Below are 26670 nucleotides of genomic sequence, written 5' to 3' on the forward strand. Positions count from 1 at the left end.
TCAGGCTCCTTCGGTAGCGGTGCTGGTTGCCCTTGCGGACAGCTGGATCAGTGAGCTTTTAGCTGCGGCGGACTCTTCCACTGCGGCCAAGATCTGTTGGATGTTCAGGCCGTCCTCGAACGACGGCGACGGAGCAACACCTGTGGCGATGGCAGTCAGGAAGTCCCGGATCTGGTGCGTAAACGTGTGCTCCCAGCCGATGATGTGCCCCTGCGGCCACCACGCTTCGAGGTAGGGGTGTTCGGGTTCGCTGACCAGGATCCGTCGGAATCCTTGCTCCCGGACGGGCACTGTGGTGTCCATGAACTTGAGTTCGTTGAGGTTTTCCAGATCGAACGTCAGCGATCCGAGCGAACCGTAGATTTCGAGCCTGAGGGAGTTCTTCTGTCCGGTCGCTACGCGGGAGGCTTCCACTGAGGCGATTGCTCCGGAGGCGAGCGTCAGATTGACCCAAGCGGCGTCGTCGACCGTGACATCCTCCAGCCCATCAGCGCCTGGGCGCTGATCAACAAAGGTCTGCAGGCGGCCGGATACCTCCGTGACGGGATCGTCCAGGAGGTACAGGACCTGGTCGATGGCGTGCGAGGCGATGTCGCCCAGCGCACCGGATCCGGCGGTTTCCTTGCGGAGGCGCCAGGTCATGGGGGACTCGGCGTCGGTCAACCAGTCCTGCAAGTACGCGGCGCGGACGTGGCGGACAGTGCCGAGGCGACCTTCGGCGATGAGCTCGCGGGCCAGTGCCAGGGCAGGGACCCGGCGGTAGTTGAAGCCGATCATCGATTGGACGCCGTTGGCCCGGGCTGAAGCGGCGGCGGCCACCATCGCCTCGGCCTCGCCCAGAGTGTTGGCCAGCGGCTTCTCCACGAGGACGTGCTTGCCTGCTTCCAGCGCGGCAGTGGCGATTTCGGCGTGCATCCATCCCGGCGCGCAAATATCGACGATGTGGATGTCGTCCCGTTCAAGCACGGCACGCCAATCCGTGGCGGATTCGGCCCAGCCATATTTGGCGGCGGCCTCCGCGACGGCACCGGCGTCCCGGCCCACGAGCACTTTCTGCTCGAAAGCGGGGACGTCGAAGAAACTGCCCACGTTCCGCCAGGCATTCGAGTGGGCCTTGCCCATGAAGGCATAGCCGATTACCGCCACTCCCAGCGGGGAGGAGTTGGAAATAGTCATCAGGTTCCTCGCCGGTTCTAAAGGGTCGCGGTTTCGGGTGCCCAGTCCTCAGGGAGGGCAGCCGAGACGGGGGCGTTGCTGGTGACGTCCACGAACGTTCCCGATTCCACGGATTCGGCGATCGAGACCATGCTGTCCAGCACGTGGTAGGCGAGATCACCTGTGGCGCGGTGGGCGGTGCCGGCACGGAGGGCGCGGGCCATGTCCAGAACACCCAGGCCGCGGCCGTTGGCCGGACCCGTTGCAGGGACGATTTCCGGTTCTTCCGCTCCGGGACGCCAGAGCTTCAGGTCGCCGTCGAAATAGTTCGGATCCGGGAGGGACAGCGTCGCCTCTGAGCCGGTGATTTCCACGAAGCCCATCCGCAGGCGCGGGGACTCGAAACTGAACACGCTGTGCGAGGACTGGCCACCTTCGAACTGCGCCATCGCGGACACATGCGTGGGAACCTCGACGGCGAATTCCTCGCCCGCCTTGGGACCGGAACCAATGACGCGGGTCGCCTTGGCAGAGGAGCCGACGGCGGCCACCTTACGGATCGATCCGAAGGTCTGGATCAGCGCAGTGAGGTAGTACGGTCCCATGTCGAACAGCGGACCGGCGCCGTGCTGGAAAAGGAACGCCGGGTTCGGGTGCCAGGATTCCGGGCCGGGGGTCTGGAACGTGGTCATGCCGGTCAACGGCGTCCCGATGTCCCCACGTTCGATGATCCGCCGGGCGGTCTGCAAACCGGCTCCGAGGAACGTGTCCGGTGCGGTGCCCAGGCGGATGCCGGCGGCGTCAGCTGCTTTGAGCAGGCCAAGCCCGGACTCGCGGTCTAGCGAGAAGGGCTTCTCAGTCCAGACGTGCTTGCCCGCGTTCACCGCAGCCGTGGCAACCTCGACGTGCGCTGCCGGGATGGTCAGGTTCACGATGATTTCGACGTCGGGATGGTTCAGTGCCAGCTCGGGCGCACCAAACTCCGGGATCCCGTATTCCTTGGCCCGTGCTTCGGCGGCCTCGACGAAGAGGTCTGCGATCACCAAGACCTTCAGGTCCGGGAAGACCGTGAGGTTGTCCAGATACTGCTTGCTGATGTTGCCCGCGCCGATGACGGCGACGCCAACCGGGCCTTTGCGGGTTGAAGGTGCGAAGCTCATGCGCCGGCCTCCCGGGAAACGGTGCCCTCGGCGGCGTTGGCGCTGGCAGCGGCGGTCAGGAATTGCAGGCTCTCGGTGATGCCTTGGAAGATGTCGCCGGAGTAGTCATCAAACTCCACGACGCCTACTTCCAAGGACTTGGCTGCGGCGATAACGTCCAGCACCGGAATGGTGCCCTGGCCTGCAGGCTGCTGTGCCTTGGTGTCTGTGTTACCCGGTCCGTCCTTGATATGGATGAGCTTCACGCGGTCACCCAAGCGGGCCAAGAGCTCCACGGGATCCTGGCCGCCGACCGCCACCCAGTACGTGTCCACTTCCAGGACAAGTTCCGGATCCAGCAGTCCTTCGAAGTATTCCAGGGCGGTCTTGCCCTCAATGGTGGACTCCAGCTCCCACGCGTGGTTGTGATAGCCCACCCGGATGCCGTACTCAGCGCCCTTCTTGGCTGCAGCGTTGAGCTTGGCTGCCGTGGCCTGGATGGTTTCGGCGTCCTGCCAGTGCTCGGCCGGGAGGAAGGGATCGATCACGGTGGTGATGCCCAATTCCTTGGCCGCTGCGAAAATCTGGTCCTGGTCCTGGGACAGGAGCGGTGCGTGGCCGGAAGGAGCGGTGAGGCCGTTCTCCTTCAGTGCAGCACCGAGCTCCTTGGCCGTGGCCACGAAGTTGTACGGCTCAACCTGCGTGAAACCAATCTCGGCAACCTTCTTGATGGTTCCCGGCAGGTCTTCCTGCAGAGCGTCCCGCAAGGTGTAGAGCTGGATCGAGTAAGACATTGGTTTCCTTTTCCGGAGAGGGCTGTTCAGGAATATTGGCGAGATGGCGTCAGTCTAGTGAGCGCACTCATTTCAGCCTAGAGGGACTTTTGCCGAGCGTCTAGCAAAAGTTGTAAATATTCCGCCGAACTTCCGGCGGATGACATGCATAAGCAATCATGCTTCACTAAATGCATGACAACAGCGGCCGGAAACACCGCCGCGCCAGAGGCCGGCAATCTCTCGCGCGCCGGGAATCTCTTCCAACTCCTCCGCGACGGAAAGGCCCGCACCCGTGCTGAGCTCGCCGAAACCACCGGGTTGGCCCGGTCCACGGTGGCCTCACGCATTGACGCGCTCATTAACTCCGGGCTCGTCGGGACCGCCGGTGAAGCGACCTCCACAGGCGGCAGGCCGCCGTCGCGCATTGCCTTCAACCCGGCAGCGCGGGTGGTCCTTGCCGTCGACGTCGGAGCTACCCACGTGATTGTTGCCGTCACCGACCTCGGTGGCAACGTTTTGGCGGAGCGACGCTTGGGGCAGGAAGTCGCCGATGGTCCGGACGTGGTCCTGGGCCGCGTGGTGTCAGCGGGCCGGGAACTCCTGGCCGAAGCCGGCCGGGAACTTGGCGACCTTGCCGGGATGGGCATTGGACTGCCCGGCCCCGTTGAGCACGATTCCGGTCGACCGGTGAAGCCGCCCATCATGCCTGGCTGGGACGGATTCGACGTCGTCACTTACGTTCAGCGCTCCCTGCCCGTTCCCGTCCTGGTGGACAACGACGTCAACATCATGGCGCTCGGCGAACGGACCGCGTACTGGCCGGACCATGACAACTTCCTGTTCATCAAAGTGGCCACCGGCGTCGGCGCGGGCATCATCAGCAGCGGTCAGTTGCAGCGTGGTGCCAACGGCACAGCCGGCGACCTCGGCCACGTCCGTGTTCCGCGCGGCGACGACGTCCTCTGCCGTTGCGGCAATCACGGCTGCCTGGAGGCGCTCGCGTCAGGTCCCGCCGTCGCACGTCAACTGCAAGCGCAAGGTTTGGAAGCTTCCAACGGTGCTGATGTCCTGCGCCTCGTGGGCGAAGGGAACCTTCAGGCCATCCAGGCGCTGCGGCAGGCCGGACGCGACGTCGGCGATGTACTGGCCACCGTGGTCAACCTGCTCAATCCGTCCATGATCATCATCGGGGGCAGCGTGGGGGAGGCCGGCGAACACCTCGTGGCCGGAATCCGCGAAGTGGTTTACCGGCGATCCCTGCCCCTGGCCACAACGCACCTGCGCATCGGCATTTCCATAGCCGGCCAGCGCGCCGCCATCCTCGGCGCCAGCCACATGGTCACCCAGCACGTCTTGTCACCGGCAGTGATTGAGGCCACGCTCCAAGCGACGGGCTAATCGCGTCTTATGGCTCGCGGCGGGTTAGGCGCGTGATAGCAATGAAAGTGATGAAAACGCTTCCTGTCATTTTCCGGTCCACACCATGAGTCAGTTCCTCGCCAAAATTCCCCGCGGGTGGCTGATCCTCGCGTGCATTGGGCTCATTGCCCTCAACATGCGCGGACCCTTCGTGGCCGTGGCACCCGTGGTGGACCTGCTGCGGCAGGACCTGGGGTTCTCGCCGGTGGAACTCGGGCTGCTGACCGGCATTCCCGTTCTCTGCTTCTCCCTCGCGTCCCCCTTGGCCTCGTTGGCAGGCCGACGGCTGGGGGCGGAGTTCGCCGTCATGCTCACATTGCTGGGTGTGCTGGCCGGCGTGGTCATCCGCTCCAGTGGCGGCGGTGCATTGGTGATGGCCGGTACGGTGATCATTGGCGTGGCCATCACCATTGGCAACATCGCAGTGCCGCTCATCATCCGGCGGGACTTTGCACCCAGGCGGCAGGCAACCGCAATGGGCGTGTACACGGCCGCGCTCAACATCGGCTCGTTCCTCACCTCCGTGGCCACCGCGCCACTTGCCGAGCTGGTGGGATGGCGACTTGCCCTTGCTGCAAGCGCCCTGCTGGCCTTGGCCGCCATCCTGTTCTGGGTGCCCACCGTGGGTGCACGCCGGGCGTTCGTGCCAGCCGCTGTGCCGGTTGTTCCTGCTTCCTCGTCCGGGGGCGTTGCGGGTGTTCGCTGGTTGACCGTGGGCCTGACACTTGGCTTCGCGGGCCAGGCGTTCTCCTACTACGGCGTCACCGCGTGGCTGCCCAGCTTCCTGTCCGACGAACTCGCCATGGGAACCGCCCAAGCCGGCGCGGGTTCCTCACTGTTCCAGATTTTCGCGATTGTGGGCGGCTTGGGCGTCCCGCTCCTGGCCCGCTTTGCCAGTACGACGACGGTGGCGGTCACCTTGAGTGCGCTGTGGCTGACGGTTCCCGTGGGCTTGTTGTTGGCGCCTTCGTGGTGGTGGATGTGGTCCTCCCTGGGCGGAGTTGCCCAGGGCGGAGGCATCACGGTGATCTTCATTGCCGTCATCCAATTCGCCCATTCACAGGCCGCCGCCGGCAAGATGTCCGCCGTGGTGCAGGGCGTGGGTTACTGCTTCGCTGCCTTGGCTCCCACGATTGTTGGCTACGTGCACAGTGTTACCGAGGGCTGGACGGTGCCTTTGTTCGTGATCCTCGGCTCGGTGCTCACGTTCTGCGTGTGCACCACCTTGTCCGTGCGCTGGGTGGCCCGGCAGCGCTGAGCTTTTCTCGCTTGGCCGGCCCGATTCGGGGGTTCCCTGCTGATCGTGCCGTGCGCACGGCACGATCAGCAGCGGGGCATCGAAATGGGCCGCTCGGGCATGGACTCGGGCATGGAGAAGCCCCGTTGCTGGGCTGCCTCCCCGACGGTCGGGGTCACTTGTTGCGAAGAGTGCAGGCAGCCCAGCGTCGGGGCTTGATGGTGTCGCTACCCAGTAGAACTAGGCCGCGACGAGTTCCTCCTCCGTGGCCTCTTCACGGGCCTCAGTGAGGAAACGGGCGTACGCGGGGATGGTCAGGAAGGTGGGGAATTCCTCGGCCAGGGTGACTTCTTCGAAGATGGCGCGGGCATCAGCGAAGCGGTCTCCATCGAAGCGTTCCAGGCGGGCGTATTCCTCATCCAGCATGTCCTCAACCCATTCGCGGGTAATGATGTCACCGTGGTCAGTGATGGCGTGGGAGTGGATCCACTGCCACAGCTGGGAGCGGGAGATCTCCGCGGTGGCGGCGTCTTCCATGAGGTTGTGGATGGCCACAGCTCCGTTGCCCCGCAGCCAGGACTCGATGTAGCGGATTCCCACTTCGATGTTCAGGCGAACCCCGCCCTCGGTGATGGTGCCCTCGGTACTTGCGATGTCGATCAGTGCGCGGTCATCGGGAGTGACGTCCTCGCGTGAACGGTCCAGCTGGTTGGGGCGGTCTCCGAGAACTGAGTCAAAAACTTCCCGGCACACCGGCACCAGATCCGGGTGGGCCACCCATGAACCGTCAAAACCGTCATTGGCCTCACGGGTCTTGTCCGCACGGACCTTCTCGAACGAAGCGGTGTTTGCTGCTTCGTCCTTGCGGTTGGGAACAGCAGCAGCCATGCCACCGATCGCCATGGCCCCGCGGCGGTGGCAAGCCCGGACCAGCTGCTCCGTGTAGGCACGCATGAACGGCTGGGTCATGGTCACCTGGCCGCGGTCCGGGAGGACGAAACGCGGTCCGCGGGTGCGGAAGTTCTTGATCAGGGAGAAAATGTAGTCCCACCGGCCGGCGTTCAAACCCGAAGCATGGTCACGCAGTTCGTAGAGGATCTCTTCCATCTCGAACGCAGCCGTGATGGTTTCGATCAGCACCGTGGCGCGAATGGTGCCCTGCGGGATGCCGAGCAGGTCCTGGGCCAGGACGAAAATGTCATTCCACAAGCGGGCTTCGAGGTGGTTCTCGATCTTCGGCAGGTAGAAGTACGGGCCCTTGCCCTGGGCGATCAGGCGGCGGGCGTTGTGGAAGAAGAACAGCCCGAAGTCCACGATGCCTCCGGCGATTGGCTTGCCATCGATCAGCATGTGCTTCTCCGGCAGATGCCAGCCACGGGGGCGGACCACGATGGTGGGCAGGTCCTCGGCGGCCTTGAGCTTGTATTCCTTGCCCTCAGGAGAAGTGAAATCGATCCGGCGCTCCAAAGCATCGGTCAGGTTCAGCTGCCCTTGGATCACGTTCCGCCACGTCGGTGTGGACGAGTCTTCCATGTCAGCCAACCAAACCTTGGCACCGGAGTTCAGGGCGTTGATGGTCATCTTCTTGTCCACCGGGCCCGTGATCTCGACGCGACGATCCTCCAAGCCCGGCGCCGGGGGAGCGACACGCCACGACGGGTCATTCCGGATGGCTTCGGTTTGCGGCAGGAACCGTGGATCCTGGCCCCCTGAAATTTGGTTGCGGCGGGCGTGCCGTGCCTGCATCAGCTCCTGACGACGATCCGCCGTCGCCCGGTGCAACTTGCCAATGAACTCGAGGGCGTCCGGCGTGAGGACCTCGTTCTGCCGGCAAATGGGCTGCGCGGTGATGGTGATGCCATTGATAGTGAAGTTGTCAGTGAAGCTGTTCATTTCAATCTCTCCTATGAGAAGCAAATGTTCGACGGCGGCACTTCCGCGAGATGCGCACCAGGCCAAGGAGCCGGTCCGCAGGCCGGAGGCGACAGCCGCCGTCGGGAATTGGTTTAGTGGAACTGGCCCTCTTCGGTCGATCCGACCAGTGCGAGGGTGGATGCGTTCGGGTTGAGCGCTGTTGCGATGTCGTCGAAGTAGCCTGTGCCGACTTCGCGCTGGTGCTTGGTGGCGGTGTAGCCGCGGGACTCGGAGGCGAATTCCTTTTCCTGGAGCTCGACGTAGGCACTCATGCCTTCACGGGCGTAGCCGTGGGCGAGGTCGAACATCGAGTAGTTCAGGGCGTGGAATCCGGCCAGGGTGATGAACTGGAAGGTGAAGCCCATGGCACCGAGTTCGCGCTGGAACTTGGCGATGGTGGTGTCGTCCAGGTGCTTGCGCCAGTTGAAGGACGGGGAGCAGTTGTAGGAAAGCATCTGGTCCGGGAACTCGGCCTTGACCGACTCGGCGAACTTGCGGGCCAGCTCCAGGTCCGGGGTGCCGGTCTCCATCCAGATGAGGTCGGAGTACGGTGCGTAGGCCTTGGCGCGGGCGATGCAGGGTTCGATGCCGTTGCGGACCTTGTAGAAGCCCTCGGCCGTGCGAACAGGCTGTCCACCTTCGCGGAGGATGAATTCCTGGTCGCGCTCGTCAACGTCGGAGGTGATCAGGGTTGCTGCTTCGGCGTCGGTGCGGGCGATGACCACCGTGGGGGTGCCGGCGACGTCGGCTGCCAGACGGGCTGCGTTGAGGGTGCGGATGTGTTGCTGGGTGGGAATCAGGACCTTGCCACCGAGGTGGCCGCACTTCTTTTCGGACGCTAGCTGGTCTTCCCAGTGAACGCCCGAGGCGCCGGCGGTGATCATGGACTTCATGAGCTCGTAGGCGTTCAGCGGGCCACCGAAGCCGGCTTCGGCGTCGGCGACGATCGGGACGAGCCAGTCCTCAACGGTCTTGACGCCCTCGGCATATTCGATCTGGTCTGCGCGGAGCAGGGCGTTGTTGATGCGGCGGACAACCTGGGGTACCGAGTTGGCCGGGTACAGGGACTGGTCCGGGTAGGTCTGGCCCGAAAGGTTGGCGTCAGCTGCAACCTGCCAACCGGAAAGGTAGATGGCGCGGAGGCCGGCCTTGACCTGCTGCACTGCCTGGTTGCCGGTCAGTGCACCCAAAGCGTTGGTGTAGCCGCCGGTAGGAGCTTCTTCGGTGAGCTGTTTCCACAGCTTCTCCGAACCGCGGCGGGCCAGGGTGTGCTCTTCGGAGACGCGACCGCGGAGGCGGACGACGTCGGTAGCCGAGTAATCGCGGGTGACGCCTTCCCAACGCGGGTTGGCGGACCATTCAAGTTCCAGCGCTGCGGCCTGCTCGCCTGCTGTGTCCTGAGCGGACGACTCTGCTGGTTCAAATGAAGCGGTCATCTTTGATCTCCTATGTGGTGCCCGGGCCGGCCTCCGCTGCGCCTTTGCTGCATCGGCCGGCTTGCCCGGGGTCTGTATTTCTTTTCGTAAGACCTACTTTTCTGCACTTCCAAGAGGGTTACTAGGGGAAAACTATGGAAAGAAATGCACTTCTTCGCGTATTCTCAAGAAATGTCGCCTGTGAGCTGGAATCGCGAAGTCGCGTCGCCGTCGTTACCCGCTGCGTCCCCTGAACTGGACGTCATCAGCCTTGGCCGCCGCGTGCGCCATCTGCGCAAGCAGGCGGGGCTGACGCTGGACGACTTGAGTGCCGCCGTCGGGACCGCACCCAGCCAGTTGAGCCTTATCGAAAACGGCAAACGCGAGCCCAAGTTGGGGCTGCTGCAGCAGCTCGCCGCGTCACTGAATGTGACCATCGATCAGCTGCTCGGAGCCGAGCCGCCAAGCCGTCGGGCGGCCTTGGAAATTGAGCTCGAACGGTACCAGCGCGGGCCGCTCTACGAGTCTCTCAACCTGCCCAAAATCCGCATCAGCTCGCGGCTTCCGCTCGATGTGCTGGAGTCTCAGGTGGGGCTGCTCCAGGAGCTCGAACGCAAACTTAATGAGCAGGTGGCGACGCCGGAAGAAGCCCGCCGTGCGAACGGCGAGTTGCGTGCCATGATGCGCGAGCGCGGCAACTATTTCCCCGAGTACGAGGCGGAGGCGCAGAAGGTCCTCAAAGGAGTGGGTTACACCACCGGTCCGCTGAGCCAGCACGTTATCGCGGACATCGCCGAGAACCTGGGTTTCACCCTGCACCATGTGGGTGATCTTCCCCATTCCACGCGGTCCGTGACCGATTTGAAGAACCGCAGAATTTATCTGACGCAGAACCAACGCCAGGATCATGACCCCCGTTCGGTCCTCCTGCAGGCGCTGGGCCACTACGTCCTGGGGCACGAAACTCCGCGCAATTACGGGGATTTCCTGGCGCAGCGGGTGGCGACCAACTACTTCGCTGCCGCTTTGCTCCTCCCCGAGCAGGCCACGGTGGAGTTCCTGCAAAAAGCCAAGGCCGCCAAGGAAATTGCCGTGGAGGACATTCGCGACGCCTTCGCCGTGTCCTACGAAACGGCCGCGCACCGCTTCACCAACCTGGCCACCAAGCATTTGGGCATCACCACGCACTTCCAGAAGACCCACCAGTCCGGCATCATTTACAAGGCCTACGAGAACGACGGCGTCACCTTCCCGCAGGACCACACCGGGGCAATTGAAGGACAACCGTCCTGCAAGGCGTGGACCTCCCGTGCAGTGTTCGATGTGCCGGACAAATTCAGCGCCTACAGCCAGTACACGGACACCCCTTCGGGTACGTACTGGTGCACGGCTCGGACCGAACGGTCGGCCGCCGGTGAATTTTCCCTGAGTATTGGTGTGCCGTACCAGCATGTGAAATGGTTCCGGGGGCGCGAGACCACTGCCCGGGCAACGTCAAACTGCCCGGATCCCAATTGCTGCAAGCGGCCCCCGGCATCATTGGCGAACGAGTGGGCCGGCAACGCGTGGCCCTCCGCCCGCGCGCACTCGCACCTGCTGGCAGCCATGCCCCCGGGTGCGTTCCCCGGCGTGGACGAGACAGAGGTATACAGCTTCCTGGCGGCCCACTCCGAGCGCTGACCCTCTCTCACATCCCTCGTGCTTGGCAGTGACCCTCTCTCACATTCCGGCAACATTTGGCCATCCCTCTCTCAGATCGCGTGAGTTCCCACCACAAACGGAGCACCATGTGAGGACGACACCAAGCAGGGGGATGCGTCATGAATCGAGTCCGCAAAGCGACAACGCTGATCGCGGCAGCCGCGCTGGTGAGCGGCTCGGCGACGATCAGTGCCTGCGCGCCCCAACCAGCCGACGTCGGGCTCTTGACGGCCGACGGCGTGACTCGCGTTTCGGTTCAAACTGCGGACTACTCTGCGCAGCTTGAGGCTTTCAATGCGTCAGCGCGCAAGCTCGGTGTCACGCTGCTCGCCGATGGCGGCGACTCCGGCAACGGCAACGTGGTCTCGTCGCCCGCCAGCCTGCTGATTGCGTTGAGCATGCTCCGGGCCGGGGCGTCGGGGGTCACTGCTGCGGAGATGGACTCGGTTCTGGGTTTGCCGGCCGAAGGGCGCGACGAAGCGATGAACGCGCTGCTCGCCTCCCTTGAAAAGTTCGACGGCGACCCCGGCTCAGTGGACGAAGAGAACCCGCCGCAGAAGCCGGTCATGCACGCTGCCAACGGGCTGTTTGTGGACAAAGGGGTGCCCACTGGCGAGGCTTTTCTGACCACGCTGGGTAAGCATTTTGGCACGGGCGTGTATCCGGTGAACTTCAGGGACGAGGCCGTGACCAAGCCCGCCATTGACCAGTGGGTCAGCAAAAACACCGGTGGGCGGATCAAGGAAGCCCCTGCACAATACAGTCCGGACAACACCTTCAGCCTGCTCAACGCCCTCTACTTCGCCGCAGCCTGGCAGGCTCCCTTCGACGCGAACGACACGGCGGACAGCCCCTTCACCAAGGCCGGAGGCGAAGTGATCAACGTACCCAGCATGCACTCATCACTCACCATGGCCTACGCGGAAGCTCCGGGTTGGAAGGCAGTGGACCTGCCTTACGCCGAGGGCTTCGTGATGCGGCTGATACTGCCCGACGGCGGTGCGTCTGGTCCGGACGGTCCGGCTGCGGTTTCTGCGGAGGTGCTTGCCGATGTGGCGAGGGAGCTTTCCGGGGCACAACAGGACATGGTCCACATCAGCATGCCCAAGTGGGACCACAAAACCACATTCGAACTGCGGAAAGTGTTCGAAACGCTGGGACTCAAGGACATGCTGGCGACTTCCACCGACTTCGATTCCATCCAGCAGGGTATGAAGCTGACGCAGGCGGCCCAGGCAGCCAACATCACTGTTGCTGAGAAAGGGACCATCGCTTCAGCGGTGACCCAAATCAATGCAGAGGCGTCCAGCGCGATGGTCCCGGAACGGAAGATCATCCTTGATCACCCGTTCCATTACCAGATCGTTCACAGTGAGACGGGCATGCCCCTCTTCACGGGGTGGGTGGCGGACCCGCGCTAGCGGACCAGTCGCTCCACCAGGACTGCAGCTGCTTGAACAACCTCGTCGGCTGCCTGCTTGGATGCGCTCAGAGCCACTTCCTGCCCGGACACTGTCACGATGTCCGTGATCACCGCGACCGTGAGCCTGCCCAGGGTGTCGTCGCTGGCGCCGAGGAGCACGGTGTTCTGCCGGACCCATTCGCGGCCGCGTTCCCGCCTGAGTACTTCGAAGCCCGGGGGAGTGTCGCCTTCGATGAACACGCGCTCCAGATCCCGGTGCTTCCAGGTGTAGTCGAAGTAGCTGCGACTGCCCACGTTGAACAGCGCTAAGGGATCGTCTTCGCCGGCCTTCCGGGCTTTGGCCACGGCCGCGGCGACCAGCCTTTCGTGCTCGTTTTGGTAGTCGTCCCAGAGCGCGAGGAAGAGTTCGGTCTTCCCTCCGAAGTGGTGATAGAGGCTGCCGACGCTGGATCCGGCGCGCGCCACGATGTCCGAGATGCTCGCGTCGGTGAAGCCATGCTGGACGAACACTTCGGTGGCAGCGTCCAGCAGGTTGCGTTGGGTGGCAGCTGTCCGGGTCCATTGCCAGGAGCCCGCGTTGTTGGCTACTTCGGATGTCTTGCGGACCATGCTTTGGGCTCCTCTCACAGGCAAGGCAAAGACCGGAGTGTCGACCGGCCATTTTTTGGAATCCTACCTCCGAAAGAATCCACATAGCCATCAACAAGCCTTGACTGCCCCGTGAAACACAGGAAATAATTCTGGAAGTCTGTTCTAGAAATACGTATTGCGGCATGTATCCGAATGCTGCGATTTTTGACGTCGAACGCCCCGAAACCCGGGTGCCGTTTTCACCGTCGGGCTGCAACTGGTTGAATCGCTATATAGCGCCAACTGGTCGCAGCCAAACAAGCCAGAGAGGAACGCGGCCTGATGTCCGTTTCAAGCAAGTCGTCCGGGATCACGTCGAACAGGTGGTTCAAACCCGTCGTCGTCACCGCAGGAGCTTTGGTGGTGGCCCTCATCCTGGTGCTCGTGGCGCAATGGCTCCGGACCCTTCAGCCGGTCCAGCAGTTCCTGGTGGATTACCCCGGGCACTCGGCCGTTCCTGAGGGCGCTCCCACCGGCTTCCCCGCCTGGCTGGGGTGGCAACACTTCCTGAACATGTTCTTCATTGTCCTGATCATCCGTTCGGGCTGGCAGGTGCGGACCACCACACGCCCGGCGGCAAACTGGACCCGGAACAACAAGGGCTTCATCAAGACCAAGAACCCGCCCACCAAGATCAGCCTGGACCTCTGGTTCCACCTGACGCTGGACGCGCTCTGGGTCCTGAACGGCATCATCTTCATCGTGCTGCTTTTCGCTACCGGTCAGTGGTTGAGGATCGTTCCCACCAGCTGGGATGTCTTCCCCAACGCCGTCTCCGCCGGATTGCAGTACGCCTCGCTGAACTGGCCGGTTGAAAACGGTTGGAACAACTACAACAGCCTCCAGCTCCTGACCTACTTCATCACGGTGTTCATCGCGGCACCGCTGGCCATCCTCACGGGCATTCGGATGTCCGGTGCATGGCCCAAGAAGGCTGCGATCAACAAGTTCTACCCGATCGAACTGGCCCGGAAGGTCCATTTCCCGGTGATGATCTACTTCGTGGCCTTCGTGATCGTCCACGTCACCCTGGTGCTGGCTACCGGCGCCCTGAGGAATCTCAACCACATGTACGCGTCGAACGACGATAACAACAGCTGGTGGGGCTTCGGCATCTTCGCGGCTTCCATCGTCTTCACTGCGGCCGCCTGGTTCCTTGCCCGCCCGCTGTTCCTGCGGCCGATCGCCTCGCTCATGGGCAAGGTCTCGCGCTAGCGTTCACGCAAAGAAGCCCTCACGCAAAGACAAACAGCCGCCTCGGAAGTGTTTCCGGGGCGGCTGCTTTTGTCTGTAACGAGAGAAGCTAGGACAGAGCCCCGCCCTGCCACAGGGCATCGAACGGCGCACCGGAGGACACCCGGTTCTTGATGCCGGCAGTCACGAAAGCCTTCGCAGTCCGGGCTGCTTCAAGGGGCGTCGCACCCTTGGCGAGCTCGGCGGTCACAGCTGCAGCAAGGGAGCAACCAGCGCCGGACACAGCCACTTCGCCAACCTTCGGGGCGCGGAGGACTTCCAGCGTCTCGCCGTCGTAGTAAACATCGACGGCGTCCGGGCCTTCCAGCCGCACGCCACCTTTGGCGAGGACTGCTGCACCGCTGATCTCGTGGATCCTGATAGCAGCAGCCTTGAGCGACTCTTCATCGCTAATGGTCAGCCCTGACAGCGACTCCGCTTCGAAGTGGTTCGGCGTGACGAAGGTCGCCAGCGGCAGGATCTGGGCCTTCAGCGCCTGATCAGTGTCCAAGGCGTGGCCCGGCTCCTGGCCCTTGCAGATCAAAACCGGGTCCAAAACCACATTCGCGAAATCGCCGTCAGTCAGTGCCTTCTCCACGGTGCTGATGGTTGCCGGGCTTCCCAGCATGCCGATCTTCACGGTGTCCAGGACCGAAGGTGCGCCGGAAGCGGCACCGTATGCCGCCGTCGTGGCCTCCAACTGGTCCGCGATGACCTGCTGATCCACCGGGACAAAACGGTGGTTCCAGTTGTCCTGCGGGTTGAAGGACACGATGCAGGTGAGGTTCGCTATGCCGAACACTCCGAGTTCCTGGAAGGTCTTGAGGTCGGCCTGCGCACCGGCGCCGCCGGTCGCTTCGGAACCGGCGATGGTCAGGGCAATGGCAGGGGCAACGGCTGAAGTCATGGTTTCCATTTTGCCAGTTGCCCGGCCGTGGACCGATTTTGGCCCGTGAGGGCTACCCATGCAGTGCCCGATAGGCGGCCTCCGCCGCCGGATGCAAGGGGACACCGGCCGTGTTGATTAACGTCTCCGGGCTAAGGAATTGCACGCCGGTGCTGGATTTCGGAACCAGATCCTGGGCCTGTTCCACCAACAGCTCCACAGTTTGCCGAACAACATGGTCCGCCAGATCGCTGCGGCACAGAAGAAGGTTCGCGACGCCGACTGTCCACACAGCCGGCGCGTCCCCGTAGCTGTTGGCGGGGATCAGGACGCGGTCGTAGAAGAACCCGGACTGAGCCCGCGTGGCCGGAATGAGGTCGGAGAGGTCAAGCAGCCGGACGCCGAGGTCCCGCGCCGCGGCAGCGATGGGTGCCGTAGGTACGCCTCCCGACTGGATCATGACGTCGATGGACCCGTCCTTCAAGGCAGCCAGAGCTTGGTTCAAACCAAGGTTCACCTGCTTCACAGCCCGGTCCGGTTCAGACAGTCCCGCGGCCGCAATGATCCGTCCGGCCGTGAGCGTTGTCCCCGAGCCCACTTCGCCCACGCCCGCAGCCTTCCCTGCCAAGTCAGTAAAGGTGCGGATTCCGCTGTCCTCCCGCACCAGGCAGTGGACGTAGTTCTGGTACACCTTCCCAAGCGCCACCAACTTGCTTTCGGGCTGCGCTGGCTTACCGGCGGGCGCGGCTGCTTGGGCTGCTGCGTCGGCCAGCGCGACGGCGAAGGTCGCCTCGCCGGACAGGACCCGCTGGATGTTCTCCAGACTGCCGCCAGTAGTCAATGCGACGGCCCTTCCGGCGACGCGCTCCCGCTGCAGCAGCGCCGCCAGGAGGGTGGCGAACTCCAGATAGAAGCCGCCGGCTTCACCACCGGCGACGGTGAGCTCCTGCAGGGGTTCCTCCGGAGTGCACGCGGCGGTGGCCGTGAGCAGACTGCCGCCCAGGCTAAGTGCCACGGCGGTTTGAAGGACACTCCGCCGGGACATGACAGGGAACTCAAGCATGACCGTCCTCCCGTGGTCGTGCGAACTCGAGACGGGCAGTGAGCCCGTGCGGCTCGCGCGATTCCAGGACCAACTTCGCGCCATTTGCTTCTGCCAGCCGCTCCACGATGGTCATGCCCAGCCCGTTGCCAGGGATACTGCTGTGCTGCGGCGCCCGCCAGAACCTGGTGGTGGACGCGGCGAGCTGTTCGGCCGGGAGGCCGGGACCGTCGTCGGAAATCTCGACGGCGGTGCCTCCTTTCGTAGCTTTGATGGCCACGGTAATGCGGGCACCCGGGGCGTACTTGATGGCATTGGCGAGGAGTTCGCCCACCATGTGTGCGAGTTCGTCGGGGTCGCACACGATCGGGCTGTCAGACGGTGGGCCCACCAACGTCAGCTGTGCCCCCGCAAGGTGAGCTGCCGGCGTCGCCCTTTCCACTTCGCCCTGCAGGACCGGGAAAGGATTGGTGATGCCCAAACGCTGGTGCCCTGATTCCTGTTCCGCACGGGCAGACCCTTCAGAAGCCCGGTGTTCAGCGGTAGCCAGCTTCAGCACGCCGTCGAGCATTTCCTCAACCCGCTCAAGTTCCGCCACCACTCCGGCCGCAGCTTCTTTCCCGGGTTCCGATCGCAGGGCGAGCTGCAGCAGATCGATGCGCAGGCGCAGCGCGCCAACAGGGTTCCGGAGCTGATGTGAAGTATCGGCGATGAGCCGGCGCTGTGACTCCATGCTTTCGGTCACGGTATCTGCCATGGCCGTGAAGGACCGGCTCAGCTCGCGGAGCTCAGGCGGACCGGCCTCGGGAAGCTGGCTGGTCTTACCCGTGGCTTCGAGCTCGTGGACTGCCTTGCTCAGTCTGTGGACCGGCCGAAGAACCCAAGCCGTGATGCGGGACGCCGCCACCAGGAGCAGCGCACCCAGCGCCGCCGCGGCAAGTCCAACCACGAGCCACCGCTCGCGTAGTTTCTGCCGCGCGGCGTCGAGGTTGACTTCAACAACCACTTCGCCGAGGACCTGGCTCGCTGTGCCGAAGGGCCTGGAAATGATGTCGTTGCCGGTCCCGAAGGCGCGAATGGGGTTCAGCGTGGTGTCGCTGAGGTTGAGACTCGCCCGGTTGAGGGCGTCGCGGACCTCGGGCTGGTCCTCGCTGAGGCCGCCGGAGCGGATCTTCTTTTCTTGAAGCCGGATCAGGATCCCTTCACCATAAAGCTCGGAATACCGGTCCATTTCCCGTTGCAGTTGAGTTGTGTTGTTGTCCTCTGCGGAGTCGCTGGCCAGCTGCGCGAAACGGTTAAGGGCTGCGACACGGTTGATCTGCAGTTCCTGGGTGAGCTCTCGGCTGGCCGATGTGAGGATCACGCTGGAAACCGTCACAACGATGACCACCACAAGCAGGCTCAGGATGGCCAGAACGCGGACTTTCACGGTTGCTCTACGCGGTAGCCGACGCCTCGGACGTTGATGATGAATCCGGGAAGCTGGAGCTTGGACCTGAGGCCTGTGAGGTGCACGTCCAAGGACCTGGAGTGTGCCAGGAACGCGTCACCCCAAAGCGCGTCAAGGATCTGCTCCCGGGTCACCACCGAGCCTGCGTTCCTGACGAGGAGGCTCAGGAGGTCGAACTCCGTTGCGGTCAGGGCCAGTTGCCTTTGGCCCACGGATGCCAGGCGGCGGTCGAGGTCCACTTCCAGTTCTCCGAGGACTATGTTGTGGGGTGCTGTGTTGCCCACCCTGTTGGTCCGACGCGTCACGGCTTCGATCCTGGCGAGCAATTCCACGAGCTTCACCGGTTTGACGAGGTAGTCATCCGCTCCGGATCGGAGGCCCAGCACCACGCTGCGTTCGTCGTCGCGGGCAGTCAGGATCAGGATGGGGATCTGTGTGACCTGGCGAAGTTTCCGCAGGACGTCCAAGCCATCCAGGTCCGGAAGGCCGAGGTCAAGAAGGATGACCTCGTGCTGGCGGTGAGCGAGCAGCGCATCCTCCCCGCGGGAAACCCGGGTGTGCTTGTGGCCGGCGGAGGCGACGGCTGCACTCAAGGCCGACGCCATGGCGTCGTCATCCTCGACGATGAGCACGTGCACTGTCATGTCCTTTGGCTTGCCGTGGGCTGGTCCGCGGGGCTGGTCCGTTCGAGCTGGTTGGGCCAGTCCGTAGGGCTTGTCCGCTACTAGAGCTTAACGTTGTGAGGCCCGCTCCGCGCCCTTCGGAGTATCCAAAGAGCGCAGAACGGGCCTCACAAGGCGCACAGATCAGGCGCAGAAACAGATCAGGCGTTGACCAGGTCCTTCTTGTCGTCGTCGTCCTTCGCAGCGCCCTTTGCGGTGCCTTTCGCCACGAAGGCGTGGCCCTGCTCCGCATCCAGGTGAGTCGACTTCTTGTTTTTCAGCGCGAAGATGTAAACCAGCAGCGAGATGAAGATCGCGGCGGTGACGTAGGTGAAGAACATATCCACCTGGCCCGACTTCTGCAGCGCAGCTCCAATCAGTGGAACGGTGCCGCCGAACAGCGAGTTGGCAATCGCATAACCGAGTCCAACGCCGAGTGCGCGGATGGATGCCGGGAACAGTTCGGCCTTCACCAGCGCGTTGATGGACGTGTAGCCGCCCACCATCAGCAGGCCACCGAACATCAGGAGGAATGCCACGAACGGGTCCTTGGTTCCAGCCAGGGTGGAGAGCAGCGGCCATGTGAACAGTACGCCAGTGACGCCGAACCAGATCAACAACGGCTTGCGGCCGATCTTGTCCGAGAGCATGCCATACACGGGCTGCAGCAGCATGAAGATGAACAGAGCCCAGAAGTTGATGACGGAGGTGTCGGTCTTGGCGATGCCGGACGTATCGTTCATGAACTTGAGGATGAAGTTGGTGTACGTGTAGAACGCCACGGTGCCACCCAGGGTGATGCCGATGCAGATCAGCAGCGGCTTCCAGTGCTTGGTGAACAGCAGCTTCATGGTGCCAGGCTGCGCTTCACCCTCAACCTTGACATGTGCGGCGCGGAGTTGGTCTGCGGAAAGAGTCTCTTCCATCGAACGGCGAAGCCAGAGAACAACCAACGCAGCAACGCCACCCAAGGCGAACGGAATGCGCCAACCCCACGCCGTCAGGTCTTCCTTGCTCATGGTGTTCTGCAGGATCACCAGCACCAGGAGGGCCAGCATCTGGCCGCCGATCAGCGTCACGTACTGGAAGCTGGAGAAGAAACCGCGGCGCTTGGCCGTTGCAGCCTCGGACATGTACGTAGCGCTGGTGCCGTACTCGCCACCCACCGAGAAGCCCTGAATCATGCGGATAAACACCAGCAGGATCAGAGCCCAGAGGCCGATGACGTCCTGCGTTGGCAGGATCGCGATGGCGAAAGATCCCGCCGACATCATGGTCACGCTGAGTGTCAGCGCAGCTTTGCGGCCCTTACGGTCGGCGTAGCGGCCGAAGAACCAGCTGCCGATCGGGCGCATAAGGAACGACGTCGAGAAGACCGCCATCGCCTCAAGGCCTGCCTGCAGATCGTCCGAGGAGTTGAAAAAGTGCGACTGGAAATACGCCGCAAAAGCGGTATAGACATAAACGTCGAACCACTCCACGAGGTTGCCCGCGGAGCCCTTGAGGATGTTGCTCACGGCCTTGCGTGTCTGGGCGGCTTCGCTCAGAGGTGCAGCTTGTTGGGTGCTCATCAATGAACCTTCCTGGACGGCAGCGTTTTGCAACGGCCGTGTCTTGCATGAGTTCGTTCTGTCCATGAAGCTCGTGCTCATGGCGTCCTTGCGCATGGCTCTTCGTCGACTAAGAAAGGCCCTCCAGGGTGAAGAGGACATGTTCCAAACTATGGGTGATGCACGGCACAGCCCTAGTCCGCGGGGGATTTCCTAACACTTCCTTAGGTTTCGGGTGACGTCGGTTAGTGCTCGACGGCGGGCGCTCGCCACAGGATTCCCGGTTGCAGCTTCGGCTGTGGCTTTCCCGGGCGGCCGGGGTTATCTTCTTGGCATGGGTGCAGTTCTACGAACCGCCCGCGCAGTGAAACGGGAGGCAGCCAGTATTCCGCTGCCACCCGGGCAAGTTGTGGGCCTGGTGCTGGATGTAGTCCTCGATCGTCTGCATCCGGCCTTCGTCCCTGGGCGCGACGTCCGACGCCGGGCGACCGGTGCGGGCTTGGCTCTGACCGGCGCGGGAATCACCGCTTGGGCTGTTGCGGAGCGCCGGCGTAAAACGACTGGAAGCTTTGCTCTGGGTCATCCCGAAGGTCTGGTGACCAGCGGACCCTATGCAGCGAGCCGCCATCCGATGTATCTGGGGTGGTGGCTGATTCACACAGGTGTGGCGGTTTCCAGGGGTTCCGCTTGGGCTTTGGTGACTTTGCCTGCTGGAATGCTGGTGGAACATCTGGGCGCGCTGTGGGAAGAAAATATGCTCAAGGAGCGATTTGGCCAGCCCTATGCCGAATACCAGAGAGACGTCCCCCGCTATGTGGGCTCGCCCATCTGGTTAATTCGCACCAGCTTCCAGATGGCTACGCGGCCAACGCAGGCGGCGACGGCTATGGACGAGGAAAACAGGAGCGAACCCGTGGATGAAAATGCGCCGAAGGGCACACACATGAGCAATCCCGCAGCGAAGAATGCGGCCACGTGAACCCACTGGTTCCGAACGCGTCGCAGGGCCAGTCCGAGGAGTGAACCAACCGAGGCACCAACTGCCCAGACTGGAAGCAGGCTGTAAATGAAAAAGACAACGGCCCACTCGGGACTCTGGATGGACAGCAACACGCAGAACGTCAAGTGCGCCACGGCGATGCCCAGAGTCAGTCCTTTGCCTCCCAGTACCACCCGGTCCTTCGGTCCATAGCGCCATCCAGTGGATGGGCTCCTTGTTGCCAGCGAGTAGTCTTCATCGATTGGCCACGGGTCCTGGCTCATGACGACCTCCGAGGGATATGAGCGAGCGTTCGGTTGAAGGGGCGATTATGTGAGCGAGGGATCGGCCTTGCCATTGGCTACGTCGTTGAGGGCGCCTGCCAACGACGGGTACCCAAACGTGAAGCCGGCATCGAGCAGTTTTCGGGGCTCCACCCATCTGCTCTTCAGCACCAACTCCGTTTGCGTACGGATCAGAACGGCTCCGGCCTCCAGCAGCCACGCTGGCGTCGGGATGCCAAAGGGGACACCCATGCTCCGTCGAACCAGGGCCATCAGCTCCCGGTTGTCCACGGGGTAGGGCGACGCTGCGTTCACCGGACCCGTCACCCCGGGATCCGCGTGGATAAACACCACCGCCCGGAACAAGTCCTCCACATGGATCCAGCTGAACTTTTGCGTGCCCGGGCCCATGTGTCCACCCAGGCCAAGCCGGGCCAGGTTACGGAGGGGGCTCATGACCCCGCCGGCCCCCAACACGATCGCAATGCGCAGCGGCACCTTCCGCGTAGCCGGCACAACAGCAGCCGCTAACTCATCCTCCCAAGCCCGGGCTACGTCCACGGAGAACCCGCTGCCCAATTCGCCCGCGACCTCCGACTGTGGGTGATCTTCGGCGTGCCGGTAGATGGTTCCAGTACTCGAGTTGATCCACGTCCGGGGCGGTTCGGCGCAGGCAGCCACGGCCCGGCCCAATGCACGTGTAGTCAGAACGCGGGAGTCCAGAATCTCCCGCCGGTGCTTCTCGTCGTAGCGGCAATTCACAGACCGTCCGGCGAGGTTCACCAGCAGCTCGGCGCCGTCCAGCACTTTGGTGATGGCGCCGTCGTCGTGCCATTGCGCGTCCGCCGAGGCGTCCCGCCCAACGGTCCGGACCTGCCACCCCTCGGCTACAAACCGACGCCGGAAGTAACTGCCAATGAAGCCGGAAGCACCCGCGATCACCACCGTCCGCGACATCATGACTCTTCCTTGACACTGCGCACGAGCCCCAGGACGTCGTCGAACACCTTGCTTACACCGGGAATCTTCGCCAGCGACAGGCCGCGCGCCACCAGCGGGGCAGCGCCGTCGATAAGTTTTCGTGTCCGGCGCTGGTCCTCGGATTTGTCGTAAACCCAGAACAGCGCGACGCCCATGTACGCCAACCACAGCAGCTCAGGCAGGTCGCCGCGCAGCTTCTTGGCGACGGCGGGAGAGGAACCTTCGACGGCGGACCGGAAGATCGCGAGGGAAGCCTCGCGGGCGGCGGTGGACGCCGCGCCGAACGGATTGACGGGCGACGACGGCCGGATCGCCGTCGCGATGAAATCGGAACCGAACTGGTGGTACGGCGCCATGACGTCGACGCCGGTGTGGAGCACTGCTTTCAGGCGCCCCGCGAGATCCTGAACCCCTTCGAGGGCCTGCGCCGCAACCACGGCGTGCTCATCCTGGACTTGGATGTACAGCTCCTGGACCAGCTCGTCCTTGGAAGCGAAGTAGTAGTAGGCGTTGCCGACCGAGACTCCGGCCTCCTGTGCGATGGCGCGCATGGTGGTCTTTTCGAAGCCGACCTCGCGGAACATCTTCAGCGCAACATCGGCCACCAATTGCCGGGTCTGTTCACTCTTTGCTGCCACCAGCTGCTCCTTGCGTGAATTTTGAACGTGTTCAAGAACGAGTATGTCACTTTTCTGAACGTGTTCAAAACGGTGACAGGATGGTGGGAGGTGAGAGAGGGTTGCTCGGAAGGGGGTGGGATGTGAGAGAGGGTCCGTGGTGGGAGAATGGAACCGGTGCCGGGCCCGATGCCCCACCAACCACAGTGCTAATACAGCGGGGCAACCTCACTATGGGGGCCTGCGCGAACCACTACGAAATGGATGACCCATGCCCTCGCCCTCCGGCTCCAGTACTTTGAGCAAGCCCGCTCCGCGCTTCGCTTCGATCGGCTCCCCGTATTTCGGCATCATGCTGGCCATCATGGCCGTGGTGCTGATCCTGTCCAACATCGGCGCGTCCAAGGGCGTCGTGCTTGGCCCGATCATCACTGACGGCGGGTTCTTCCTGTTCCCGCTCGCCTACATTCTGGGCGACGTCATGAGTGAGGTCTACGGCTTCAAGGTGGCGCGCAAGGCCATCATCACCTCGTTCGCGCTCTCGATGTTCGCATCCCTTTGCTACTGGATCATCATCGTGCTGCCCGGCTTCAATGACGAGTATGGAACCGCCAAGCAGGCTGCCATCGAAGGTGCCCTGGGCCCGGTTCCGCTGATCGTCCTCGGTTCGCTGCTCGCTTTCCTGGCCGGGCAGACCATCAACTCCTGGATCCTGGTGAAGATGAAGGCCCGCACCGGCGAGAAGTCACTGTGGGCGCGCCTGATGGGCTCATCGGTGGTGGGTGAATTCGTGGACACCCTGATCTTCTGCAGCATCGCGGCGTCGGTCATTGGCATCACGGACTTCGGCTCGTTCCTGAACTACGTCCTGGTGGGCTTCGTCTACAAGACCGCCGTGGAGTTCCTGTTCGTCCCGGTCACAGTGCTGGTTGTTGGCTGGATCAAGAAGCGCGAGCCGAGCTACGGAGTCGTCGCGGCGTAGGCTTTCGCCGAGTTCGCCGGAAGCGTGTGAGGTCGCCGCAAGATTCCGCACGCTCACGCATGCTTCCGGCGAACTCGACGCCTAGGGGTAGTACCGGCCCAGAGTCTCCGCCTTGAACTCAAAGAAGTCCCCGGATTCGATGGCGAGGCGGGCATCGTCCACCATCTTCACCACAAAACGCTCGTTGTGGATGGAGATCAGGGTTGCCGAGAGCATTTCCTTGGCCTTGAACAGGTGGTGGATGTAGGCCCGCGAATAGTTCACGCAGGTGTAGCAGTCGCAGCCGTCCTGCAGGGGCCCGAAGTCGGTCTTGTACTTAGCGCCGGACAGGTTGAACCGGCCAAACGGCGTGTAGAACGCGGAGTTCCGGGCAACGCGGGTGGGGGAGACGCAGTCGAACGTGTCGGCGCCGTTCTCGATGGCCGTGAAAATGTCGTCCGGCTCCGAGATGCCCAGCAGGTGCCGGGGCTTGTCCTCGGGAAGTTCCTCGTTGCACCAGCGGACGATCGTGCCAAGGTTCTCCTTCTCCAGCGCCCCGCCGATGCCGTACCCGTCAAAGGGCATGGCGCCAAGGTCTTGGCATGCCTTGCGGCGCAGGTCCTCGTACTGGGCGCCCTGGATCACGCCGAACAGCGCCTGGTACGGCTTGCCCACACGGGATGAGGTCAAGCGAGCGTGCTCCTCCAAGCACCGCAGCGCCCACAACCGGGTCCGTTCCAGTGACTCCTCCTGATAAGCACGTGAGTTCTGCAGCGTGGTGAGCTCGTCAAAGGCGAACATGATGTCCGCGCCGATCTGGTGCTGGACTTGCATGGAAATTTCGGGGGAGAACCGGTGCCGATCCCCGTTGAGGTGCGATTTGAACCAGACTCCGTCGTCGTCAATGTGCGCCAGCCGCTCCTTGCCAGGCGCTACTGCGTCGTCGGGTCCTGAGCTGTCCACGTTCTTCATATCGATGACTTTTTTGAACCCGGAGCCGAGGCTCATCACTTGGAATCCGCCCGAGTCTGTGAAGGTAGGCCCGGACCAGTTCATGAACGCGCCCAGCCCGCCCGCGGCGTCGAGGATCTCAGGTCCCGGCTGCAGGTACAGGTGGTAGGCGTTGGCCAGGACAGCCTGCGCGCCGAGCCCGGCGATCGACTCCGGCAGCACTGCCTTGACGGTTGCTTTGGTCCCGACGGCGATGAACGCGGGCGTCTGGATGGTCCCGTGCGGCGTGGTGATGGTTCCGGTGCGGCCCAGGAAAGCGCCGCCGTTGGCGTCCACCTGAGAGTCCGACGGCGAGCACGTTTCCGTCAGGCGCTTGCCCACCGAAAAGGAGAACTCGGATTGCCGTTGGGACAAACCGGGCAGCGCAGGAGAAGAAGCAGGAGCAGAAGAGGAAGCTGGCACGCTACCAAGTGTGCCAGCTTTACCGCGGGTAACTTGCCCAAAAACCTCTACGAACCGTAGTTCTCAGCCTTCCAGTTGTCCCACGAGGACCGGATGTCAGCCAACGTGTGGGCTCCCAGATCGTAGGTGGAGGCAATCACCATTGACCCGCCGTCGGGCCTTTTTTCCGGAATCGGCAGCTGCTCCGCGACGATCAGCAGTCCGTCCCCATGCTCGGCGTAGCTGTGCACGGTGAGGCCCACCTGGTGGCGGCTCTTGAACCAGACCTTGCCGGAGATCTTCTCGCCGGTGGCGAGTGTGAGTGAGTACTCCTCCCCAACAGGCGGCAAATCCCCGAGTCCCAGCTTCTCAATCGCCGGCCCGCCCTTGCCCGGAAGAGAGATGAAGTGCGTACGTCGGTGCCCGTGGGGGTGCCGTTCCAGCGCGAAGCGCAGCTGGTGCAGGAACGTGAGCCAGCCCTGGGTGATGTCCTCATCCCACTCGGCCCATTCCGAGTTGTGGTCGAGGGCGGCCCTGGTGACCCGCACTTCGGTACCACCGGAGACGGGGTGGAGCTCAAAGACATCGCCGCCGTTGACGGTCAGGCTCGTATGATCGGGTCCCTCCACAACATCTGTGTTGAAGTAGATCTGTTTGATTTCGTCGTTGAGGTCATCGGCTTCCCAGCCGTGCCATTGGGCCACCAGCGACGGTTCACGCAGCATTGTCCAAACCTGCTGCGCGTCGGCATTAATCACAACGCTCAGATTGTTCGTCATGGCCCCGAATCTACCGCCGTTGGCGCCCACAGAACAGGGCTTGATATTCCCGAAATAGCGTTACGCGCGCACCGACTCGAGTTCATTGCCGATCCGCCGGGCCAGCTCGTCCTCGTCGATGGTCTTCGATCCGCCGTGGGCGCGCAGGAACATCAGCGCTTCGAGACGCAGGAACCGCCATTCGCGCTCGGCTTCGTGGTTGCCGTTATCGATCGCCCGGAAGATTTCTTTGTCGTACAGGTTGGGTTCGTTCAGCGAGCGCTGCCGGACCCGGGCATTGATCCGGGCTTTGAAGGGGTCTTCTTCCTGGGACTCGGGCGCGCGCAGCAGTTTCTCGTAGACCGCGGCTCGTTCGCTTTGTCCGGCCTCGCGGCAGATGAAACTGGACAACGCCAGCGCCCGCTCGATGGACGCCCAGCGGTCCAGGTTTCCGTCAAACGGCAACACATTCAGCAGGTCGGCGACGGTCAAGGCGTGGTCCGGATCGCGCAGCACGATGCACAGGTCAAAGGCGAGGTCACTGAGGTCCCGGAGGCAGCTTCCGGACTTCGTGTTGATGCCCTTCGCCAGCCGTTCTGCCAGGACCTGCACCCCGTTCTTGCCTTTGTGGTTGGCGGCGGCGGCACGGACTACGGCTTCGGGTGTGCCGTCGGGCTCGGGGATGAGCGCGAGCTCTTCGGCGGTGGGGCCGGTGTACGCGGGCGGCGTCTCCGGGCGGGGAGGAACCACGACGGCGGGTCCGGCGGGAGCCTCGGCGTCGCCTTCCGCGGAGGTGCTGGAGTCCGCGGCGCTTGGGATGGAGCCTTCGGCGTCGGCCGGAACACCGTCACCCACAGGAACGGTGGATCCAACAGCGATCCGCACCGTGCCGCCGTCGACCAGTGTCACCAGCAGCAACGCGGCAAAGCCGTAATCGTCGTTTTCCACCTCAACGGCGGCGATTTCCTCGGCCGGCCCGTCGCCGGGTGGGAACACAAAATCCCCGGGCTGCAGGTCCCCAGCCTGCTTTTCCTTGTATTGCTGTGTGGCTGGGCTGTGAGTCATC

At 63.2% G+C, this 26670-nt stretch carries 23 protein-coding genes and 1 pseudogene; 7 read left to right on the forward strand and 17 right to left on the reverse strand.

Going from position 1 to position 26670, the window contains the following annotated elements:
- From AC1RJY_RS13425 to AC1RJY_RS13435, 3 genes are read right to left on the reverse strand one after another with little or no spacing between them, the layout of a single operon-like run.
- The gene (locus AC1RJY_RS13425; RefSeq protein WP_498602494.1) at window positions 1-1176 is read right to left on the reverse strand and encodes a Gfo/Idh/MocA family protein; all 1176 of its coding nucleotides are present in this window, start codon (window positions 1174-1176) and stop codon (window positions 1-3) included.
- A gap of 17 nt (window positions 1177-1193) precedes the next feature.
- Complete coding sequence (locus AC1RJY_RS13430) at window positions 1194-2315, reverse strand: Gfo/Idh/MocA family protein (protein WP_014920731.1); 1122 nt, start codon at window positions 2313-2315, stop codon at window positions 1194-1196.
- Entirely contained in the window at window positions 2312-3088 is a 777-nt protein-coding gene (locus AC1RJY_RS13435) for a sugar phosphate isomerase/epimerase family protein (protein ID WP_011773468.1), read from the reverse strand. The genes AC1RJY_RS13430 and AC1RJY_RS13435 overlap by 4 nt, the downstream gene beginning before the upstream one ends.
- 174 nt (window positions 3089-3262) lie before the next feature.
- On the opposite strand from AC1RJY_RS13435, the gene AC1RJY_RS13440 reads away from it, so the two are divergent.
- Together AC1RJY_RS13440 and AC1RJY_RS13445 are read left to right on the forward strand one after the other, a co-directional pair.
- Complete coding sequence (locus AC1RJY_RS13440) at window positions 3263-4468, forward strand: ROK family transcriptional regulator (RefSeq protein ID WP_043805778.1); 1206 nt, start codon at window positions 3263-3265, stop codon at window positions 4466-4468.
- Between the two features lie 85 nt (window positions 4469-4553).
- Window positions 4554-5747, forward strand: a complete 1194-nt coding sequence (locus AC1RJY_RS13445; RefSeq protein ID WP_011773470.1) for an MFS transporter — start codon at window positions 4554-4556, stop codon at window positions 5745-5747.
- Window positions 5748-5966: 219 nt separating this feature from the next.
- Here AC1RJY_RS13445 and aceB read toward each other — a convergent pair whose 3' ends face one another.
- Window positions 5967-7619, reverse strand: a complete 1653-nt coding sequence (aceB, locus tag AC1RJY_RS13450) for a malate synthase A (protein ID WP_498602496.1) — start codon at window positions 7617-7619, stop codon at window positions 5967-5969.
- A 113-nt stretch (window positions 7620-7732) separates the two neighbouring features.
- Window positions 7733-9076: an isocitrate lyase gene (gene aceA, locus AC1RJY_RS13455; RefSeq protein ID WP_011773472.1), complete on the reverse strand. Its 1344-nt coding sequence runs from the start codon at window positions 9074-9076 to the stop codon at window positions 7733-7735.
- A 144-nt stretch (window positions 9077-9220) separates the two neighbouring features.
- On the opposite strand from aceA, the gene AC1RJY_RS13460 reads away from it, so the two are divergent.
- Entirely contained in the window at window positions 9221-10735 is a 1515-nt protein-coding gene (locus AC1RJY_RS13460; protein ID WP_014920736.1) for an XRE family transcriptional regulator, read from the forward strand.
- 140 nt (window positions 10736-10875) lie between these two features.
- Window positions 10876-12177: a serpin family protein gene (locus tag AC1RJY_RS13465; protein ID WP_498602498.1), complete on the forward strand. Its 1302-nt coding sequence runs from the start codon at window positions 10876-10878 to the stop codon at window positions 12175-12177.
- Here the strand turns inward: AC1RJY_RS13465 and AC1RJY_RS13470 are convergent.
- Entirely contained in the window at window positions 12174-12788 is a 615-nt protein-coding gene (locus tag AC1RJY_RS13470; RefSeq protein WP_014920738.1) for a TetR/AcrR family transcriptional regulator, read from the reverse strand. The genes AC1RJY_RS13465 and AC1RJY_RS13470 overlap by 4 nt on opposite strands.
- Window positions 12789-13091: 303 nt before the next feature.
- Here AC1RJY_RS13470 and AC1RJY_RS13475 point away from each other — a divergent pair, with 303 nt between their 5' ends.
- Window positions 13092-14024 (forward strand): cytochrome b/b6 domain-containing protein, encoded by a 933-nt coding sequence (locus AC1RJY_RS13475; protein ID WP_011773475.1) that lies wholly within the window; start codon window positions 13092-13094, stop codon window positions 14022-14024.
- Window positions 14025-14112: 88 nt separating this feature from the next.
- Here AC1RJY_RS13475 and AC1RJY_RS13480 read toward each other — a convergent pair whose 3' ends face one another.
- From AC1RJY_RS13480 to AC1RJY_RS13500, 5 genes are all read right to left on the reverse strand, one after another.
- Window positions 14113-14949, reverse strand: a complete 837-nt coding sequence (locus AC1RJY_RS13480; protein ID WP_430515953.1) for a hydroxymethylpyrimidine/phosphomethylpyrimidine kinase — start codon at window positions 14947-14949, stop codon at window positions 14113-14115.
- Between the two features lie 52 nt (window positions 14950-15001).
- On the reverse strand, window positions 15002-15991 hold the full coding sequence (locus AC1RJY_RS13485; RefSeq protein WP_014920741.1) for a TAXI family TRAP transporter solute-binding subunit: 990 nt from the start codon (window positions 15989-15991) through the stop codon (window positions 15002-15004).
- The gene (locus AC1RJY_RS13490) at window positions 15984-17399 is read right to left on the reverse strand and encodes a sensor histidine kinase (protein ID WP_498602500.1); all 1416 of its coding nucleotides are present in this window, start codon (window positions 17397-17399) and stop codon (window positions 15984-15986) included. The genes AC1RJY_RS13485 and AC1RJY_RS13490 overlap by 8 nt, the downstream gene beginning before the upstream one ends.
- Window positions 17396-18058 (reverse strand): response regulator transcription factor, encoded by a 663-nt coding sequence (locus AC1RJY_RS13495; protein ID WP_011773479.1) that lies wholly within the window; start codon window positions 18056-18058, stop codon window positions 17396-17398. The genes AC1RJY_RS13490 and AC1RJY_RS13495 overlap by 4 nt, the downstream gene beginning before the upstream one ends.
- A gap of 185 nt (window positions 18059-18243) precedes the next feature.
- Entirely contained in the window at window positions 18244-19653 is a 1410-nt protein-coding gene (locus AC1RJY_RS13500) for an MFS transporter (protein ID WP_498602501.1), read from the reverse strand.
- 313 nt (window positions 19654-19966) lie between these two features.
- Between AC1RJY_RS13500 and AC1RJY_RS13505 the strand changes: the two are divergent.
- A pseudogene (locus tag AC1RJY_RS13505) lies at window positions 19967-20398 on the forward strand (methyltransferase family protein); the annotation flags it as partial.
- A 44-nt stretch (window positions 20399-20442) separates the two neighbouring features.
- Here the strand turns inward: AC1RJY_RS13505 and AC1RJY_RS13510 are convergent.
- The 3 genes from AC1RJY_RS13510 to AC1RJY_RS13520 are packed head-to-tail and all read right to left on the reverse strand — an operon-like array spanning window position 20443 to window position 22514.
- Complete coding sequence (locus AC1RJY_RS13510) at window positions 20443-20895, reverse strand: hypothetical protein (protein ID WP_498602593.1); 453 nt, start codon at window positions 20893-20895, stop codon at window positions 20443-20445.
- 45 nt (window positions 20896-20940) lie between these two features.
- Complete coding sequence (locus tag AC1RJY_RS13515) at window positions 20941-21855, reverse strand: TIGR01777 family oxidoreductase (protein ID WP_498602502.1); 915 nt, start codon at window positions 21853-21855, stop codon at window positions 20941-20943.
- A complete protein-coding gene (locus tag AC1RJY_RS13520) occupies window positions 21852-22514 on the reverse strand; it encodes a TetR/AcrR family transcriptional regulator (protein WP_011773483.1) in 663 nt (220 codons plus the stop codon). Before AC1RJY_RS13520 ends, AC1RJY_RS13515 begins: the two co-directional genes overlap by 4 nt.
- Before the next feature lie 250 nt (window positions 22515-22764).
- Here AC1RJY_RS13520 and AC1RJY_RS13525 point away from each other — a divergent pair, with 250 nt between their 5' ends.
- Window positions 22765-23475: a queuosine precursor transporter gene (locus AC1RJY_RS13525; RefSeq protein WP_498602503.1), complete on the forward strand. Its 711-nt coding sequence runs from the start codon at window positions 22765-22767 to the stop codon at window positions 23473-23475.
- Window positions 23476-23556: 81 nt separating this feature from the next.
- On the opposite strand, the gene tgt is transcribed toward AC1RJY_RS13525, so the two are convergent.
- From tgt to AC1RJY_RS13540, 3 genes are read right to left on the reverse strand one after another with little or no spacing between them, the layout of a single operon-like run.
- Window positions 23557-24867 carry a tRNA guanosine(34) transglycosylase Tgt gene (gene tgt / locus AC1RJY_RS13530; protein ID WP_498602504.1) on the reverse strand — a complete coding sequence of 437 codons (1311 nt, stop codon included), beginning with the start codon at window positions 24865-24867 and terminating at the stop codon, window positions 23557-23559.
- A 47-nt stretch (window positions 24868-24914) separates the two neighbouring features.
- A complete protein-coding gene (locus AC1RJY_RS13535; protein ID WP_011773486.1) occupies window positions 24915-25625 on the reverse strand; it encodes an SRPBCC family protein in 711 nt (236 codons plus the stop codon).
- A gap of 60 nt (window positions 25626-25685) precedes the next feature.
- Entirely contained in the window at window positions 25686-26669 is a 984-nt protein-coding gene (locus AC1RJY_RS13540) for a DUF6707 family protein (protein ID WP_011773487.1), read from the reverse strand.
- Window position 26670: the final 1 nt, after the last annotated feature.

The sequence above is a fragment of the Arthrobacter sp. GW822-FHT05G07 genome, assembly GCF_058799755.1.